This is a genomic window from Duganella caerulea (assembly GCF_040362985.1).
In the GTDB taxonomy this organism is placed as follows: Bacteria; Pseudomonadota; Gammaproteobacteria; order Burkholderiales; family Burkholderiaceae_D; genus Rugamonas; species Rugamonas vulcania.
Window position 1 is genome coordinate 1 of the sequence record NZ_BPWJ01000006.1, and the last position, 13,352, is coordinate 13,352.

General features: G+C 62.1%; 17 protein-coding genes and 1 pseudogene. 10 read left to right on the forward strand and 8 right to left on the reverse strand.

The window, feature by feature from the left end:
• The 6 genes and pseudogenes from ACUJB0_RS18695 to ACUJB0_RS18720 form a co-directional block, all read left to right on the forward strand.
• Positions 1–427, forward strand: a pseudogene (locus ACUJB0_RS18695) (hypothetical protein); the annotation flags it as partial.
• Between the two features lie 48 nt (positions 428–475).
• Complete coding sequence (locus ACUJB0_RS18700) at positions 476–877, forward strand: hypothetical protein (protein WP_444846514.1); 402 nt, start codon at positions 476–478, stop codon at positions 875–877.
• Positions 874–1,551 carry a C39 family peptidase gene (locus ACUJB0_RS18705; RefSeq protein ID WP_444846515.1) on the forward strand — a complete coding sequence of 226 codons (678 nt, stop codon included), beginning with the start codon at positions 874–876 and terminating at the stop codon, positions 1,549–1,551. Before ACUJB0_RS18700 ends, ACUJB0_RS18705 begins: the two co-directional genes overlap by 4 nt.
• A 12-nt stretch (positions 1,552–1,563) precedes the next feature.
• Complete coding sequence (locus ACUJB0_RS18710; RefSeq protein WP_444846516.1) at positions 1,564–2,055, forward strand: hypothetical protein; 492 nt, start codon at positions 1,564–1,566, stop codon at positions 2,053–2,055.
• 21 nt (positions 2,056–2,076) lie between these two features.
• Positions 2,077–3,126 carry an acetate kinase gene (locus ACUJB0_RS18715; protein WP_444846517.1) on the forward strand — a complete coding sequence of 350 codons (1,050 nt, stop codon included), beginning with the start codon at positions 2,077–2,079 and terminating at the stop codon, positions 3,124–3,126.
• A gap of 67 nt (positions 3,127–3,193) precedes the next feature.
• The gene (locus ACUJB0_RS18720; RefSeq protein ID WP_444846518.1) at positions 3,194–4,150 is read left to right on the forward strand and encodes an MBL fold metallo-hydrolase; all 957 of its coding nucleotides are present in this window, start codon (positions 3,194–3,196) and stop codon (positions 4,148–4,150) included.
• 109 nt (positions 4,151–4,259) lie between these two features.
• On the opposite strand, the gene ACUJB0_RS18725 is transcribed toward ACUJB0_RS18720, so the two are convergent.
• Both ACUJB0_RS18725 and ACUJB0_RS18730 read right to left on the reverse strand, forming a co-directional pair.
• Positions 4,260–5,315 carry an alkene reductase gene (locus ACUJB0_RS18725; RefSeq protein WP_161091061.1) on the reverse strand — a complete coding sequence of 352 codons (1,056 nt, stop codon included), beginning with the start codon at positions 5,313–5,315 and terminating at the stop codon, positions 4,260–4,262.
• Between the two features lie 10 nt (positions 5,316–5,325).
• Complete coding sequence (locus ACUJB0_RS18730) at positions 5,326–5,622, reverse strand: ArsR/SmtB family transcription factor (protein WP_444846519.1); 297 nt, start codon at positions 5,620–5,622, stop codon at positions 5,326–5,328.
• Between the two features lie 128 nt (positions 5,623–5,750).
• On the opposite strand from ACUJB0_RS18730, the gene ACUJB0_RS18735 reads away from it, so the two are divergent.
• Positions 5,751–6,812, forward strand: a complete 1,062-nt coding sequence (locus ACUJB0_RS18735; RefSeq protein ID WP_444846520.1) for a hypothetical protein — start codon at positions 5,751–5,753, stop codon at positions 6,810–6,812.
• Positions 6,813–6,814: 2 nt separating this feature from the next.
• On the opposite strand, the gene ACUJB0_RS18740 is transcribed toward ACUJB0_RS18735, so the two are convergent.
• A complete protein-coding gene (locus ACUJB0_RS18740; RefSeq protein ID WP_161085041.1) occupies positions 6,815–7,171 on the reverse strand; it encodes a DUF1304 domain-containing protein in 357 nt (118 codons plus the stop codon).
• Between the two features lie 114 nt (positions 7,172–7,285).
• Between ACUJB0_RS18740 and sugE the strand changes: the two genes are divergently transcribed.
• The gene (gene sugE / locus ACUJB0_RS18745; protein ID WP_444846521.1) at positions 7,286–7,603 is read left to right on the forward strand and encodes a quaternary ammonium compound efflux SMR transporter SugE; all 318 of its coding nucleotides are present in this window, start codon (positions 7,286–7,288) and stop codon (positions 7,601–7,603) included.
• Here sugE and ACUJB0_RS18750 read toward each other — a convergent pair whose 3' ends face one another.
• Entirely contained in the window at positions 7,604–8,563 is a 960-nt protein-coding gene (locus ACUJB0_RS18750) for a M14 family metallopeptidase (protein ID WP_444846522.1), read from the reverse strand.
• 173 nt (positions 8,564–8,736) lie between these two features.
• On the opposite strand from ACUJB0_RS18750, the gene ACUJB0_RS18755 reads away from it, so the two are divergent.
• Together ACUJB0_RS18755 and ACUJB0_RS18760 are read left to right on the forward strand one after the other, a co-directional pair.
• Positions 8,737–10,050: an HlyD family secretion protein gene (locus ACUJB0_RS18755; protein WP_444846523.1), complete on the forward strand. Its 1,314-nt coding sequence runs from the start codon at positions 8,737–8,739 to the stop codon at positions 10,048–10,050.
• Positions 10,051–10,064: 14 nt separating this feature from the next.
• The gene (locus tag ACUJB0_RS18760; protein WP_444846524.1) at positions 10,065–12,191 is read left to right on the forward strand and encodes a peptidase domain-containing ABC transporter; all 2,127 of its coding nucleotides are present in this window, start codon (positions 10,065–10,067) and stop codon (positions 12,189–12,191) included.
• A 37-nt stretch (positions 12,192–12,228) separates the two neighbouring features.
• Here ACUJB0_RS18760 and ACUJB0_RS18765 read toward each other — a convergent pair whose 3' ends face one another.
• The 4 genes from ACUJB0_RS18765 to ACUJB0_RS18780 form a co-directional block, all read right to left on the reverse strand.
• Positions 12,229–12,411 carry a hypothetical protein gene (locus tag ACUJB0_RS18765; RefSeq protein ID WP_444846525.1) on the reverse strand — a complete coding sequence of 61 codons (183 nt, stop codon included), beginning with the start codon at positions 12,409–12,411 and terminating at the stop codon, positions 12,229–12,231.
• A gap of 13 nt (positions 12,412–12,424) precedes the next feature.
• A complete protein-coding gene (locus ACUJB0_RS18770) occupies positions 12,425–12,607 on the reverse strand; it encodes a hypothetical protein (RefSeq protein ID WP_444846526.1) in 183 nt (60 codons plus the stop codon).
• Between the two features lie 80 nt (positions 12,608–12,687).
• A complete protein-coding gene (locus tag ACUJB0_RS18775; RefSeq protein WP_444846527.1) occupies positions 12,688–12,867 on the reverse strand; it encodes a hypothetical protein in 180 nt (59 codons plus the stop codon).
• A gap of 210 nt (positions 12,868–13,077) precedes the next feature.
• Positions 13,078–13,257 (reverse strand): hypothetical protein, encoded by a 180-nt coding sequence (locus ACUJB0_RS18780; RefSeq protein ID WP_444846528.1) that lies wholly within the window; start codon positions 13,255–13,257, stop codon positions 13,078–13,080.
• Between the last annotated feature and the right edge of the window lie 95 nt (positions 13,258–13,352).

The window sequence follows — 13,352 nt, forward strand, 5'->3', positions numbered from 1 at the left end:
GGGCGGCACGGGCGCGGCCGGCGGCAACGGCGGCAGCAGCGGCGCGGCCAGCAACACCAGCGGCGCCGGTGCGGCGGGCGGCGCGGCCACCGGCGGCACGGCCAGCAATGGCAATCCCACCAATGGAAGTTCGACCGGCGGCGCCGGCGGGGCAGGCGGTGCGGGTGGTGGCGGCAACACGGCAGGTGCGGGCGGCAGTGGCGGCACCACCACCGGTGGCGCGGCCACTGGCGGTGCGGCGGCTGGCGGAACGGGCGGTGCCGGCGGCGATGTCTCGGTGTCGGCGGGCACGTTCAACATGTCCAACACCATGAGCAATGTCGGCCAGTCGGCTGCCGGCATCCTGGTCATGTCGCAGAACAGCGGCATCTCCTCGCTGGTGCAGCAGAGCGTCAACGTCCAGTCCAACCTGTCGGTCGGCAGGTAACACGGTGGCGGGGTGCGGTCGCATCCCGCCATTCACAGGGAGTACGGTATGCACAGACCAGTCTTGAGTTTATGCGCAGCGCTGGCGCTGGCCGGCCAGGCCGCGGCGGCGCCGGTGATTCCACCGCTGGCGCAACGGCCCGCGCCATCCCGGCCGGCGCTGCTGCCGGACGCCATCGTCATCACGGCGGTCGATCCCGCCGGCTTTGACGCCGCCCCGGTGCCGGCCGCCACACTGGCCGGCAAGCGCGCGGGCGCGGAGGTGGTCAACAACGATATGCAGTTGAACGGCGCCGTCAGCGGCAACACGGCGATCAACGTCACCACCGGCGCCAACGCGATCAGCAGCGGCTCGTTCAGCAATGCCTCCGGCCTGCCGGTGGCGATACAGAATACGGGCGCCAATGTGCTGATCCAGAACGCCACCATCATCAACGTCAGGGTGCAATGAACACCTATGCACGCATCATCGTACTGGCTGCCCTCGCTGGCGGCCAGGCCGGCGCGGCGGACCTGCCGGGCGTGGCGGGCGGCAGCTACGCGCTGCACGTCACCAGCCTGAAGGAGGCGCGCTTCCGCGCCACCGTGCGCCAGCAATTCGATTTCAGTTGCGGCTCGGCGGCGGTGGCCACGCTGCTCAGCTACCACTACGACACGCCGGTCAGCGAGCGCCAGGTATTCGACGCCATGTACGCGCAGGGCGACCAGCAGAAGATACGGCGCGAAGGCTTTTCGCTGCTGGACATGAAGCGCTACCTGGCCACGCTGGGCTTCATCGCCGACGGCTACCAGCAACCCTTGCACAAGCTGGCCGAGGCGGCCTTTCCGGCCATCGTGCGCATCCGCGAAAACGGTTATGACCATTTCGTCGTCATCAAGGGTCTGGACGAGACGCGTGTGCTGCTGGGCGATCCGGCCGGCGGCACGCGCGCCGTGCGGCGCACCGACTTCGAGACGCTGTGGCAGGACCGGCTGCTGTTCGTGATCCACAACTGGCCGGGCAAGCCGCGCTTCAACCAGGCGGCGGACTGGCGCGTGGCGCCGCGCGCGCCGCTGGGCGAGGGCATCAACCGCGCCAGCCTGACCGACCTCACGCTGCCCAAGAACGGCAGCGGCAACTACTGAACGGAGGCGCGCATGCGCACCAGTTTCCTGAGCCTGCTGCTGGCCTGCGCGGCGGCGGCCCACGCCGGCGATTTGCCGGAACCGACCGACGGCTGGACCGCCGTCGACGATGCGCGGCTGGACCAGGCGCGCGGCGGCTACGAGCTGGGCGGTGGCCTGGTTGTCTCGCTAGGTGTCGAACGTTTGGTTTCGATCAATGGCAGTGTTGTAGCGAATAGTCGTTTCGCGATCGCCGATGTGACAAAGTTGAGCGCTGCGGAAGCACAGATGGCCGGCGATGCGCTGGCCGCCGTGGTGGTGCGCAACGGCGCGGGCAACGCGGTCGACGCGCTACCGGCCGCGCCGGGACTGGGCGCCTTGCTGATCCAGAACAGCGTCAGCGACCAGGCCATCCGCAGCCAGACCACGATCAGCACCAGCGTCAGCAACCTGGCGTTGCTCAAGGCCGCCAACTTTGAAACCCTGTTGCGCGATGCCCTGAGCGGTGCGGTGGGACCGAAATGAACGCGACTCAGGAGGGCGGCGATGCGAGGTGCAAGATGGCAGGGCGGCGCGGTGGCGCTGTGGGTGTTGGCGTGCGCGGCGGCGCAGGCGCAACAGCAGGGCGGCGCGGTGCAGCCGCCGGCGGTGGCGCCCTTGTTCGAGCAGCCCGGCGTACTCACGCCGCGCGGCAGGCTGGTGCTGGAGCCGTCGGCGCAGTTCGGCTACTCGTCGAGCAACCGGGTGGTGCTGGTCGGCTACACCATCATCCCGGCCTTGCTGATCGGCCTGGTCGACGTGCGCGAGGTCAAGCGCAACACGCTGACCGGCGCCGTCAGCCTGCGCTACGGTTTGAGCAACCGTGCCGAGCTGGAGCTCAAGCTGCCGTATGTGTACCGCTCCGACTCCACCGTCAGCCGCGAGATTTTCACCGGCACCGGCGTCGACAGGGTGTTCGAGACCAGCGGCAGGGGCGTGGGCGACGCCGAGCTGGCGCTGCGCTACCAGCTCAACCAGGGCGGGCCGGACCAGCCGTATTACGTGGCCGGGCTGCGCGTGAAATCGCGCACCGGCACCGATCCGTTCAGCGTGGTCACCGATTGCAGCAAGCGCTGCGTCGGGCCCAACGCCACCGGCACCGGGCTGCCGCTGGAACTGCCCACCGGCTCGGGCTTCTATGCGGTGCAGCCGAGCCTGACGTGGCTGTACGCCAGCGATCCGGCCATCCTGTTCGGCAGCGTCAGCTACCTGGTCAACGTCAAGCGCAGCAACGTCAGCCGCAAGGTGCTGGCCGGCGACTGGGAGCCGCTGGGGACGGTCGCGCCGGGCGATGTGCTGGGCTTTAATTTCGGCATCGGCCTGGCGATCAACGACAAAGTCCTGGTCAGCCTGGGCTACGACCACAGCTCGATCGCGCGCACGCGCCAGAACGGCGTGCCGGTGCCGGGTTCGGTGCGGACCCAGCTGGGCACTTTGCTGATGGGGGTGTCGTACCGCCTCAGCGACAAGCGCACCATCAACGTCGCGGTCGGCGCCGGGCTCACGCGCGACACGCCCGACGTGCAGCTGTCGTTCCGCATGCCGTTCACCTTCTAGGTGCTTGAGCAACAAAGTTGATTTTGCGGTATCGTAGCGTTTCTCGATAATCACATTCAGGGACGCTATGACCATGACCACCTTGACCCGCTCCGCCGCCATGCTCGCCTTGGCGGCGGCCTGTTCGCTGGCGCACGCGGCCGCGCCGATGGCCAAGTTCCAGGCGCCGGGCTTCTACCGCACCACGCTGGGCGAGTTCGAGGTCACCGTGCTCAACGACGGTACCATCGACCTGCCGGTCGACCAGATCCTCAAGCAGCCGGCCGCCAAGACCAACGCCGCGCTGGCCCGCGCCTTCCTCAAAACGCCGGTGGAAACCTCGATCAACGCCTTCCTGATCAACACCGGCAGCAAGCTGGTGCTGATCGACGCCGGCGCCGCCAGCCTGTTCGGGCCGACCGCCGGCAAGCTGCTGGCCAACTTCAAGGCTTCGGGCTACAAGCCGGAGCAGGTGGACGAGATCTACATCAGCCACATGCACGGCGACCACGTCGGCGGCCTGAGCGCCAACGACCAGCGGGTGTTCCCGAACGCGGTGGTCCGCGCCGGCAAGCTCGACGCCGACCACTACCTGAGCCAAAGCAACATGGACAAGGCGACCGGCGACGGCAAGGAGGATTTCCGCGGCGTCATGATGTCCCTGAATCCCTACGTCAAGGCCGGCAAGTTCCAGCCCATCATCGCCAACAGCGAGCTGGTGCCGGGGATCAAATCGTATTTCAACGGCGGACACACGCCAGGCCACATCACCTACGTGGTCGAGAGCGCGGGGCAGAAGCTGGTGTTGCTGGGGGATTTGCTGCACGTGCAGGCGGTGCAGTTTGAGAATCCTGGCGTCGGCATCGCCTTCGACACCGACAGCAAGGTGGCGATTGCAGAGCGGCGCGAAGCGTTCGCCGCGGCGGCCAAGGACGGCTACCTGATCGGCGCGCCGCACCTGTCGTTCCCGGCGCTGGGCCACGTGCGCAGCAACGGTGGCAAAGGCTACGAATTCGTGCCGGTCAATTACGCGTTGCCGCGCTAAAATTTGGGGTCAAGTCTGACATTCGGACACGAGCTCTTCCCTAGCAGCCAGCTACGGAAGAGCTCGTGTCCGAATGTCAGACTTGACCCCAATGGTTTGATCCCAGTGTTTACGCCAGCGCCGGATAGTCGGTATAGCCTTCTTCCGCAGGCGCGTAGAAGGTTTCGGCTTTCCACTCGTTCAGCGGCGCGTCCAGTTGCAGGCGGCGCGGCAGGTCCGGATTGGCGATGAAGGCCTTGCCGAAAGCGATGGCGTCGGCCGTGCCGGCATCCAGCACTTGCTGCGCGGTCTGCTTGTCCATCTTTTCATTGGCGATATACACGCCGCCGAATTCCTTCTTCAGCAACGGTCCCAGGCTGTCCTCACCCACCGCTTCGCGCGCGCAGATGAAGGCGATCTTGCGCTTGCCCAGCTCGCGCGCCACATAACCGAACGTCGCGGCCGGATCCGAATCGCCCATGTCGTGCGCGTCGCGGCGCGGCGCCAGGTGCATGCCGACGCGGCCGGCGCCCCAGACAGCGATGCACGCGTCGGTCACTTCCAGCATCAGGCGCGCGCGGTTCTCGATCGAGCCGCCGTAGTTGTCGGTGCGCTGGTTGGTTTTATCCTGCAGGAACTGGTCGAGCAGGTAGCCGTTGGCGCCGTGGATTTCCACGCCGTCGAAGCCGGCCTTCTTGGCGTTTTCCGCGCCCAGCTTGTAGGCGGCCACGATGCCGGCCAGCTCTTCGGTATCGAGCGCGCGCGGCACCGGGTAGGCGCGCTGCGGACGCAGCAGGCTGACATGGCCGTTGGCTGCGATGGCGCTGGCCGACACCGGCGCCTCGCCGTTCAGGAAGCTCGGGTCGGAGATGCGGCCCACATGCCACAGCTGAGCGAAGATCAGACCGCCGGCCTCATGCACGGCCGCCGTCACCTGCTTCCAGCCCTCGACCTGCTCGTCCGACCACAGGCCCGGCGTGTCGGCGTAGCCCACGCCCTGCGGCGTGACGGCGGTCGCCTCGCTCAGGATCAGGCCGGCGCTGGCGCGCTGCACGTAGTACTTGGCCATCAGCGCGTTCGGCACGCGGGCGCCGCCGACGGCGCGGGCGCGGGTCAGCGGCGCCATGACGATGCGGTTTTTCAGGGTGAGGTCGCCGATGGTGAGCGGGTCGAAAAGATTTGCCATGATGAGTTTCCTATAAGGTCATTTGATCGATGAAGGCCTGGATGGTGGCTTCGTCGCGTTTAAAATAATTCCATTGCCCCACGCGGTGGGACGTGATCAGCCCCGCCTTGAGCAGCGTGGCCAGATGCGCCGACACCGTCGATTGCGACAAGTCGCAGCGGCGGTCAATGAGGCCGGCGCACACCCCCAGGCTCAGCGGGTGCTGCTGCTCTGCGAAATACACCTCGGGCTCCTTCAGCCACGCCAGGATCTGGCGCCGCACCGGGTTGGCGAGGGCTTTGTGGATAGCGTCTATGTCCATTGCCATGTAACGATATATGGATCGTCTTTTTCCGATTTCAATATCGTGATCTTACGATATAAAAGAAAAACGTGCTGGCGGCCCGAAAATCATTTATGTTATTGGAACATTGTTCGAAGTTTAATGAGGGCCGTATGACGAGTCATTACCTGGATGTGGCCATCGGGCTGTCCTACACCTTCCTGGCCGTGAGCCTGCTGTGCAGCGCCACGCGCGAAGCCATCGCCTCGCTGTTCCAGACCCGCGCCAAGGTGCTGCTGGACGGCGTGCTGACGATCCTGCACGAGTCGGCCGGCAAGCCGCGCCTGAGCGGCATCGGAGCGTCGATCAAGCGCCTGCTGCGCATGGACAGCGGCTTCAACGTGGCCAAGCTCGGGCCCGATTCGCTGTCGGCCGCCGTCATGTCGCACCCGCTGATCACCGGCATGGCGCAGCAGGGCCGCATGCCGTCCTACATTCCGTCGGCGATCTTCGCGCGCGCCTTCGTGTCGACGCTGACGGCCAAGTACGGCAAGGGACATACTGCCGCGCTGCTGCTGGCCAACGTTGGCAACGAGGGCTTGAGCCGCACGCTGCTGGCGATCATGGGGGAGGGGCCGGACGACCTGGCGGCGCTGGAAAACGCCGTGCGCATCTGGTACGACACGGTGATGGACCGCATCACCGGCTGGTACAAGCGGCGCTCGCAGCTGGTGCTGTTCTGCGTCGGCCTGTTCTACGCGTGCGCGATGAACATCGACGCGCTGCAGCTGAGCCAGCGCCTGTGGCGCGACAACGCCGCCGCCAGCGCCCTGGCGCAACAGAGCGCCGACGCCATCGCGGCCGGCGGCATGAAACCGCCCGTTGCCGCCGCGCCCGGTACCCTGGCGCCCACGCCGCTCAGCCAGGCGATGGAAGCCAAGAAAGACCTGCAAACCGTGCAAGCGCTGCCGATAGGCTGGCCGTCCGCGCGCTTCGACGGCGCGCACGGCAAGGGCGCGGGCGCCTTCATGGCCGCGCTGGCGTTCGCGCTGATGGGCTGGATCATCACCGCCTTCGCCTCGTCGCTGGGATCGCCGTTCTGGTTCGACGGCATCGGCTGGCTGCTGGCCTTGCGCGGCACCGGCGCCAAGCCGGCGCCGACCGAGACGGCCCCGGTGGTGGTCGACACCATCGTGCTGCCGAGCCTGACGGTGACCAAGGCCGCCGGCAGCTAGGCTCAGGCGAAGTGCAGGGCCAGCGCGATGACGGCCGGCAGGGTCTGGATCAACAGGATCGAACGCTTGACCGTCACGCCGCCCCACACGCCGGCCACCGCCACGCAAGCCAGGCCGAACACCGTGAACGCCGAGGCGATCGCCGGATTCGGATGCACAAAGCCCACCACCAGCGCCGCCACCAGGAAGCCGTTGTAGCAACCCTGGTTGGACATGGCTGGCTGGACGATGTCTGCCTTCTCCTTGCTCAGCCCGAACACGCGGCGCCCGCGCGACTGGAACAGCACGGTTTCCAGCAGGACGATGTAGACATGAATCAGCGCCACCAGTCCGGTGACGATCTGCGCCAGTAATTGCATGGGTGCTCCTCGTTATTATTGAAAGGGCATTATGGCCTGAGGCGGGCGCGGCGGGAAGCCATCGGCAGAGATTTAGCGCCGGTGCTATAGTCTGCGCCAACTTTGGAGACACAGATGACCTGGATAATTCTCATCCTGGCCGGCCTGCTGGAAGTGGCATGGGCGGTCGGACTCAAATACACCGACGGCTTCAGCAAGCCGCTGCCGACCGTCCTGACGCTGGGCGCGATGGCCGGCAGCGTCGCCTTGCTGGGCCTGGCGCTGCGCACGCTGCCGCTCGGCACCGCCTACGCCATCTGGACCGGCATCGGCACGGTCGGCACGGTCATCTTCGGCATCGTCGTGCTCAACGAACCGGCCAGCGCGCTGCGCTTGGGCTGCATCGCCATGATCATCGGCGGCATCGTCGGCCTGAAGCTGTCGACCGTCTGATCAGAAGCCGGGATTGGCGCGCGTGAGGTAATACCATTCGCTGTTGGCGCCGGCCGCCGCGTCGGGGAACAGGATGCGGCCGTCGAACTCGGCCAGCACCGGCGTGCCGTCCGCGCGCGTGCCGATCTGTTCGCCTTGCCGCACCGGGTCAAAGCTGGACCAGGCGCGCGTGAAGCGGTCGTCGGCGTGCTGCTTGTCGTAGACCGCCACCATGCTGAGCGCCTCCATCGCCTCGTCCGCGATGGGCTGCGGCGACGGCGCATCGATCAGGCCGAGGAAGGCGAGGGTATTGAGGATCGCGCGATAGCCGACCTCGGGCGCCTGCGGATCGGCGTGCTGGCCGCACTCGAGCGTCAGCGCGTAGCCGCCGGTGCTGCGCATGTATTCGGTGGTGCCCATGCCGTAGCGCAGCACGGTTTCCAGTTGGCTGTCGTCGCGCAGGCGGCGCTGCACGCCGGCGCCGTACGTGCGCAGCCAGCCATCGACAAAGCGGCGCACGCCGAGCCGGCGCGCCATCGCGCGCTCCTGCTGCTCGTGCCGGAACGGCTCCAGCGGTCCGTCGTTGTTGCGCGGGCCGACCATGACGAACGGTTCGCTGGCGGCGTTGAACGAGTGCAGGTCCAGCAGCACATCATGCTGCGCCAACAGCGGGCACAGCCAGTTGGCCACGCGGTCCTCGAAGTCTTGCGGGTTCGGGTTGGGGAACAGGTTGCGGTTCAGGTTGCGTTCGCCGGAACGCTCGCCCTTGGCGTAGGCCAGCGGATTGGCGATGGGGACGAAGGTGACGCTGCCGTTGCGGATTGTCAGCGTACCGCTGTCCAGCTCCTGCATCACGCGCGTGATGGCCTTGGTGCCGCAAGTCTCGTTGCCATGCACGGCACCGGTGACGATCAGGCGCGTCCCGTGATGCTGGCCGGTGTACTGGTGGGATTTGAACTGGATATGGCTTGCTTCGGTCATGCTGAGGTCCGGTTTGGTTAAATTCGGCCTTAGTCTATACGTTTTATATTAATTTGTGCTCATCGGGCGTTTGGGATTGAGAATGCTTTTGTGGCACATGACCTTTTGGCGTTGCCTAATCAGATCGCGTCCAGTAGCATGTTACCGATCGAACATTACCAAGCTTGCTTGGTATGTCCATTCTGAACCTCTTCGCCATGGACGCTTGCGCGCCCATTTTTTTATTCGATGAAAGAACTTTGATGAGTCGATTGTTTCGACCCGAAGCGGTCGCTCATAAGAACCAGCGTCTGCATGGAGTAGTGATCTTGGCGCACACCTGGTCGAACACGGTATTGACGGCATTTTTCTGTTCGATCGTGATAGCCATTGTGGTGTTTGCATGTACCCACGGCTTCACCCGCAAGGAGACGGTCAATGGAGTAGTGGTCCCCGACCGTGGAGTGATACGTCTGGTGGCACCCCAATCCGGCGTTGTGACGAATATCCAGGCGAAGGAAGGTGCGTTGCTTCAGGCGGGTGATCCCGTATTTGTGCTGACCAGCGAGCGCACCAGCACAAAAGGGGATACTCAAGCTTCCATTAACGATGCGCTGTCTTCGCGAATGGCGCATCTGCGCAAGGAAATCGAACAGCAGGGCCTCCAGACCAACAACAAAGGACAGGACATCGCTGTGCGACTGGATAGCCTCAACGCCAGCTTGAAGCAACTGGATGGTGAGCTGTCCCTGCAGCGCCGCAAAATAGAAATCGCACGCAACTTGTCGGCAAGTTTGAATAGCCTTGCGGCAGAAGGAAGCGTTTCAAAGAACGCCGCCAGCCAAAAGACCGCCGAACTGCTTGAGCAGGAAGCTCGTATGTCGAGCACCGAAGGCCAACGTCTGGGCATCTTGCGCGACATCGCCGCGCTTTCGGCACTGCGCAGCGACTTGCCGTTGCAACGAAGCCGTGAAGCTTCCGAACTCCAGCGCAGCCTTGAAGAGCTTAAGCAGCAGTCCAGCGAAAACGAAGCCAAGCGCCAACTGGTGGTGCGCGCCAATGAAAGCGGCAAACTGGCAGGAATCGTCGTAGACCAGGGACAAGCCGTTTCGGGCGAACAGCGCCTGGCCTCCCTGCTGCCGAAAGACAGCCAGCTTGAAGCGGAACTTTATGTCCCTACGCGTGCGGCCGGTTTTGTCCGACCTGGTACTGAAGTGCTGCTCCGTTACGACGCATTCCCTTATCAAAAATTTGGACAATTCCATGGCCATGTACGCGACGTCTCTTTGACGACTGTCGCGCTCGGCGACTTACAGCCGAACGCTGCCGCTTCATCCGAGCCGGTCTACCGTGTACGCGTACAGTTGGATGCTCAGGAGGTGAAATCATCGAGAGGCGTGCACGCACTGAAGCCAGGAATGCAATTGTCGGCCACGCTCGTGCTGGAGCATCGCACATTGGTGGAGTGGGTATTGGAACCCTTGCTCGGCATTTCCGGCCGCTTATGATGGAGCTGTACTGAATGGAACGGATAGGACTGCACCGTAGCGTGCCGATTTATTTGCAGACTGAGGCCAGCGAATGCGGTCTATGCAGCCTGGCGATGGTTGCCGACTACCACGGCTACCGCACAGACCTGGCATCCCTGCGACTGCGCTTCCCCATTTCGCGCAAGGGCGCGACGTTGGAAAGTCTGATCCGCATCTCGCAGGTGCTAAAGCTGGACAGCCGGCCGGTCAAATTGGACATGCACAATCTGCCGCAGCTTCGGCTGCCGTGCATTATTCACTGGGACATGGACCACTTCGTCGTGCTGGTGTCGGTATCTTCCCGCCGCGCGGTGATTCATGATCCGGCTATCGGTGTGCGCAGCTTCACAATGGCTGAATTCAGCAAACACTTTACAGGTGTCGCGCTGGAACTGAGCCCCGCTTCCGACTTCGCGCCGGCCGATCACAAGCTGCAATTTACATTGCGCGGTTTGATGGGAAACGTGACCGGTTTGAAGCGAGGCCTGACGCAGATTCTGCTACTGGCATTGGCGCTGGAAATCGTATCGATCTCATTGCCGTTCTTCTTGCAGTGGGTGGTGGACCATGCCCTGGTCTCGGCAGATCGGGATTTGCTGACGACGCTGGCACTGGGCTTCGGCCTGCTCATACTGATACAGGGCGCGATTGGCGCTGTGCGCGGGTGGTCGGTCGTGGCGATCAGTACGCAGCTGAATTTCCAATGGCTGGGGAATGTCTTTGGGCACATGGTCAAGCTGCCGTTGGAGTACTTTGAGAAGCGGCATGTCGGCAACATCATGTCGCGTTTCGGTTCCATCACCACCATCCAGAAAACCCTGACGGGCGGCTTTGTGCAAGCGATGGTTGATGGCGTCATGGTCGCAGGCACGTTCGGCATGATGCTGCTGTATAGCCGGCGTCTGGCTTGTATTTCCTTGATCGCGGTAGCGCTGTACGCCTTGATGCGCTGGGTTTTGTTCCACAGCTTACGAGCCGCGACCGCCGAGCAGATCGTTCATGCCGCGAAACAAACCACCCATTTTTTTGAAACCGCAAATGGCATTCAGAGTGTGCGCTTGTTCGGCAAGGGTGAGCAACGGCGTTCGGGCTGGTTGAATATTCTCGCCGAACAATTCAATGCCGAACTACGCATCCAGCGTATCCGTATCAGCTATGAAACGGCGCAGACCTTGCTCTTTGGCCTGGAGCGTGTGCTGATAGTCTGGCTTGCTGCCACGGCTGTTATGAACAGCGTGTTCACGACAGGCATGCTGTTCGCGTTCGTCGCTTACAAGGATCAGTTCTCAACGCGACTGGCGGCGTTGGTCGACAAGATCGTGGAGTTCAAGATGTTGAAGCTGCACGGCGAGCGTGTGGCTGACATCGTGTTGGCCGAGGTCGAATTGGCAGGGAACCATGATGCCGATGAAGTCGATATTGAGGACATCTTGCCGAGTATCGAGTTGAGAGGGATTTCATTCCGTTATTCGCCGACCGAGCCCTATGTGTTTGAGAATATCGATCTCAAAATAGAACCAGGGGAGAGCATTGCGATTACCGGCATCTCTGGCGGCGGAAAGACCACCCTGGTCAAGGTCATGCTGGGCCTGCTCACACCTACACATGGAGAAGTGCTGGTCGGTGGCCAGCCAATTCGCAAACTCGGATTGACCACTTATCGGAACATGGTTGCCACGGTGATGCAGGAGGACCGTTTGTTCTCCGGCTCTATCGCGGAAAATATCAGTTTCTTCGACCCTATGCCCGAATGGAAGCGCATCAAGGAGTGTGCGCGGCTGGCTGCGGTCGCGACGGAAATTGACAGCATGCCGATGGGGTACAACACCATTACTGGCGATAGCGGCGTAGGCATCAGCGGTGGACAAAAGCAGCGGATATTGTTGGCGCGTGCGTTGTACCGGCAGCCGCGAATACTGGTTCTTGACGAAGCGACCAGCGAACTGGATATCGACAACGAAAAGAACGTCAACACCACAGTCAAATCGATGGGACTCACGCGGATTGTCGTGGCTCATCGGGCGGAGACGATTGCTAGTGCAGATAGAGTGGTTGTACTAAGGGATGGAAGGCTGATCGCTTCAGGGGAGTCTACCGACTTGCGCGTTGCGGGCCTGTAGTCCGACGCCCCGCTTGGCGGCGTCGGACTGAGCTTGCTTACTGCTGCGGCTCGTTTTCTACTTGCGGACCGCCAGCCACAGCCGAGTATTCGCTGAATGAAAGGTGTTGAATTTCGGTTGAAGCAGTGACGCCGGGACTTTTCTCGATAGCTGCTGAGTGAACTTTTTTCAGCGATACGGACATAGCTTTTCTGATGTTGGTGAAAATCGTATTGTGCATAATTTATCCTAAGTTAGTCGCCTTCTGGCTCGTTTTCGACTTCCGGACCACCGGCAACAGCCGAGTATTCCTCCATGGTAAGTTGTTGCATTCCGGCTATATTTGGGTGCAGGTTTTCCTTCCCAGCTTCCGAATTACCGTATTTCGCGGATTTGGACACCGCATTTTTGAGTTTTGTAACGAGCAGCTTGTTCATGATTTAATTACTGTGCAGGTTGTGAAATGGCGCCTTAAGTCGCTTCCTTAAGGAAAAGGCTACGCCGTATCGATTTCAGATTAGTCCGGCTCGTTCTCTACTTGCGGACCGCCAGCCACAGCCGAGTATTCGCTGATCGACAGGTGTTGAATTTCGGTTGGAGCAGTGACGCTGGGACTTTTCTCGATAGCTGCTGAGTGAACTTTTTTCAGCGATACGGACATAGCTTTTCTGATGTTGGTGCAAATCGTATTGCGCATAATTTATCCTAAGTTAGCCGCCTTCTGGCTCGTTTTCGACTTCAGGACCACCGCTCACAGCCGAATATTCGTTGACCAAAAGGTGGCGAATTTCGGTCTGAGCGGTGACCCCTGGACTTTTTTCGATAAATACTGAATGAACTTCTTTCAGCGATATGGACAAAGCCTTTTTTGCTTTTGCGAAATCGTATTGTTCATAATCTTCCCAGTTTAGGTTTGTGGATCGTTTTCTACTTGCGGACCACCGGCAACAGCCGAGTATTCCTCCACGATAAGTTGTTGTATTCCTGCTATATTTGGGTACAGGTTTTCCTTCACAGCTTCCGAATTACCGTATTTCGCGGATTTGGACACCGCATTTTTGAGTTTTGTAACGAGTAGCTTGTTCATGATTTAATTCCTGAGCAGGTCGACTTGTGAATCTGCTGCAATTGCCGAGTATTCATTGAACAGCAGGTCCTGAATGTCGGCAAGGGCAATGATGT

What these genes read in the sequence shown, in the direction of transcription:
- ACUJB0_RS18700 (WP_444846514.1), top strand. Translation starts at nt 476, where the DNA reads ATGCACAGACCAGTCTTGAGTTTATGCGCAGCGCTGGCGCTGGCCGGC.
- ACUJB0_RS18705 (WP_444846515.1), top strand. Translation starts at nt 874, where the DNA reads ATGAACACCTATGCACGCATCATCGTACTGGCTGCCCTCGCTGGCGGC.
- ACUJB0_RS18710 (WP_444846516.1), top strand. Translation starts at nt 1,564, where the DNA reads ATGCGCACCAGTTTCCTGAGCCTGCTGCTGGCCTGCGCGGCGGCGGCC.
- ACUJB0_RS18715 (WP_444846517.1), top strand. Translation starts at nt 2,077, where the DNA reads ATGCGAGGTGCAAGATGGCAGGGCGGCGCGGTGGCGCTGTGGGTGTTG.
- ACUJB0_RS18720 (WP_444846518.1), top strand. Translation starts at nt 3,194, where the DNA reads ATGACCATGACCACCTTGACCCGCTCCGCCGCCATGCTCGCCTTGGCG.
- ACUJB0_RS18725 (WP_161091061.1), bottom strand. Translation starts at nt 5,315, where the DNA reads ATGGCAAATCTTTTCGACCCGCTCACCATCGGCGACCTCACCCTGAAA.
- ACUJB0_RS18730 (WP_444846519.1), bottom strand. Translation starts at nt 5,622, where the DNA reads ATGGCAATGGACATAGACGCTATCCACAAAGCCCTCGCCAACCCGGTG.
- ACUJB0_RS18735 (WP_444846520.1), top strand. Translation starts at nt 5,751, where the DNA reads ATGACGAGTCATTACCTGGATGTGGCCATCGGGCTGTCCTACACCTTC.
- ACUJB0_RS18740 (WP_161085041.1), bottom strand. Translation starts at nt 7,171, where the DNA reads ATGCAATTACTGGCGCAGATCGTCACCGGACTGGTGGCGCTGATTCAT.
- sugE (WP_444846521.1), top strand. Translation starts at nt 7,286, where the DNA reads ATGACCTGGATAATTCTCATCCTGGCCGGCCTGCTGGAAGTGGCATGG.
- ACUJB0_RS18750 (WP_444846522.1), bottom strand. Translation starts at nt 8,563, where the DNA reads ATGACCGAAGCAAGCCATATCCAGTTCAAATCCCACCAGTACACCGGC.
- ACUJB0_RS18755 (WP_444846523.1), top strand. Translation starts at nt 8,737, where the DNA reads ATGTCCATTCTGAACCTCTTCGCCATGGACGCTTGCGCGCCCATTTTT.
- ACUJB0_RS18760 (WP_444846524.1), top strand. Translation starts at nt 10,065, where the DNA reads ATGGAACGGATAGGACTGCACCGTAGCGTGCCGATTTATTTGCAGACT.
- ACUJB0_RS18765 (WP_444846525.1), bottom strand. Translation starts at nt 12,411, where the DNA reads ATGCACAATACGATTTTCACCAACATCAGAAAAGCTATGTCCGTATCG.
- ACUJB0_RS18770 (WP_444846526.1), bottom strand. Translation starts at nt 12,607, where the DNA reads ATGAACAAGCTGCTCGTTACAAAACTCAAAAATGCGGTGTCCAAATCC.
- ACUJB0_RS18775 (WP_444846527.1), bottom strand. Translation starts at nt 12,867, where the DNA reads ATGCGCAATACGATTTGCACCAACATCAGAAAAGCTATGTCCGTATCG.
- ACUJB0_RS18780 (WP_444846528.1), bottom strand. Translation starts at nt 13,257, where the DNA reads ATGAACAAGCTACTCGTTACAAAACTCAAAAATGCGGTGTCCAAATCC.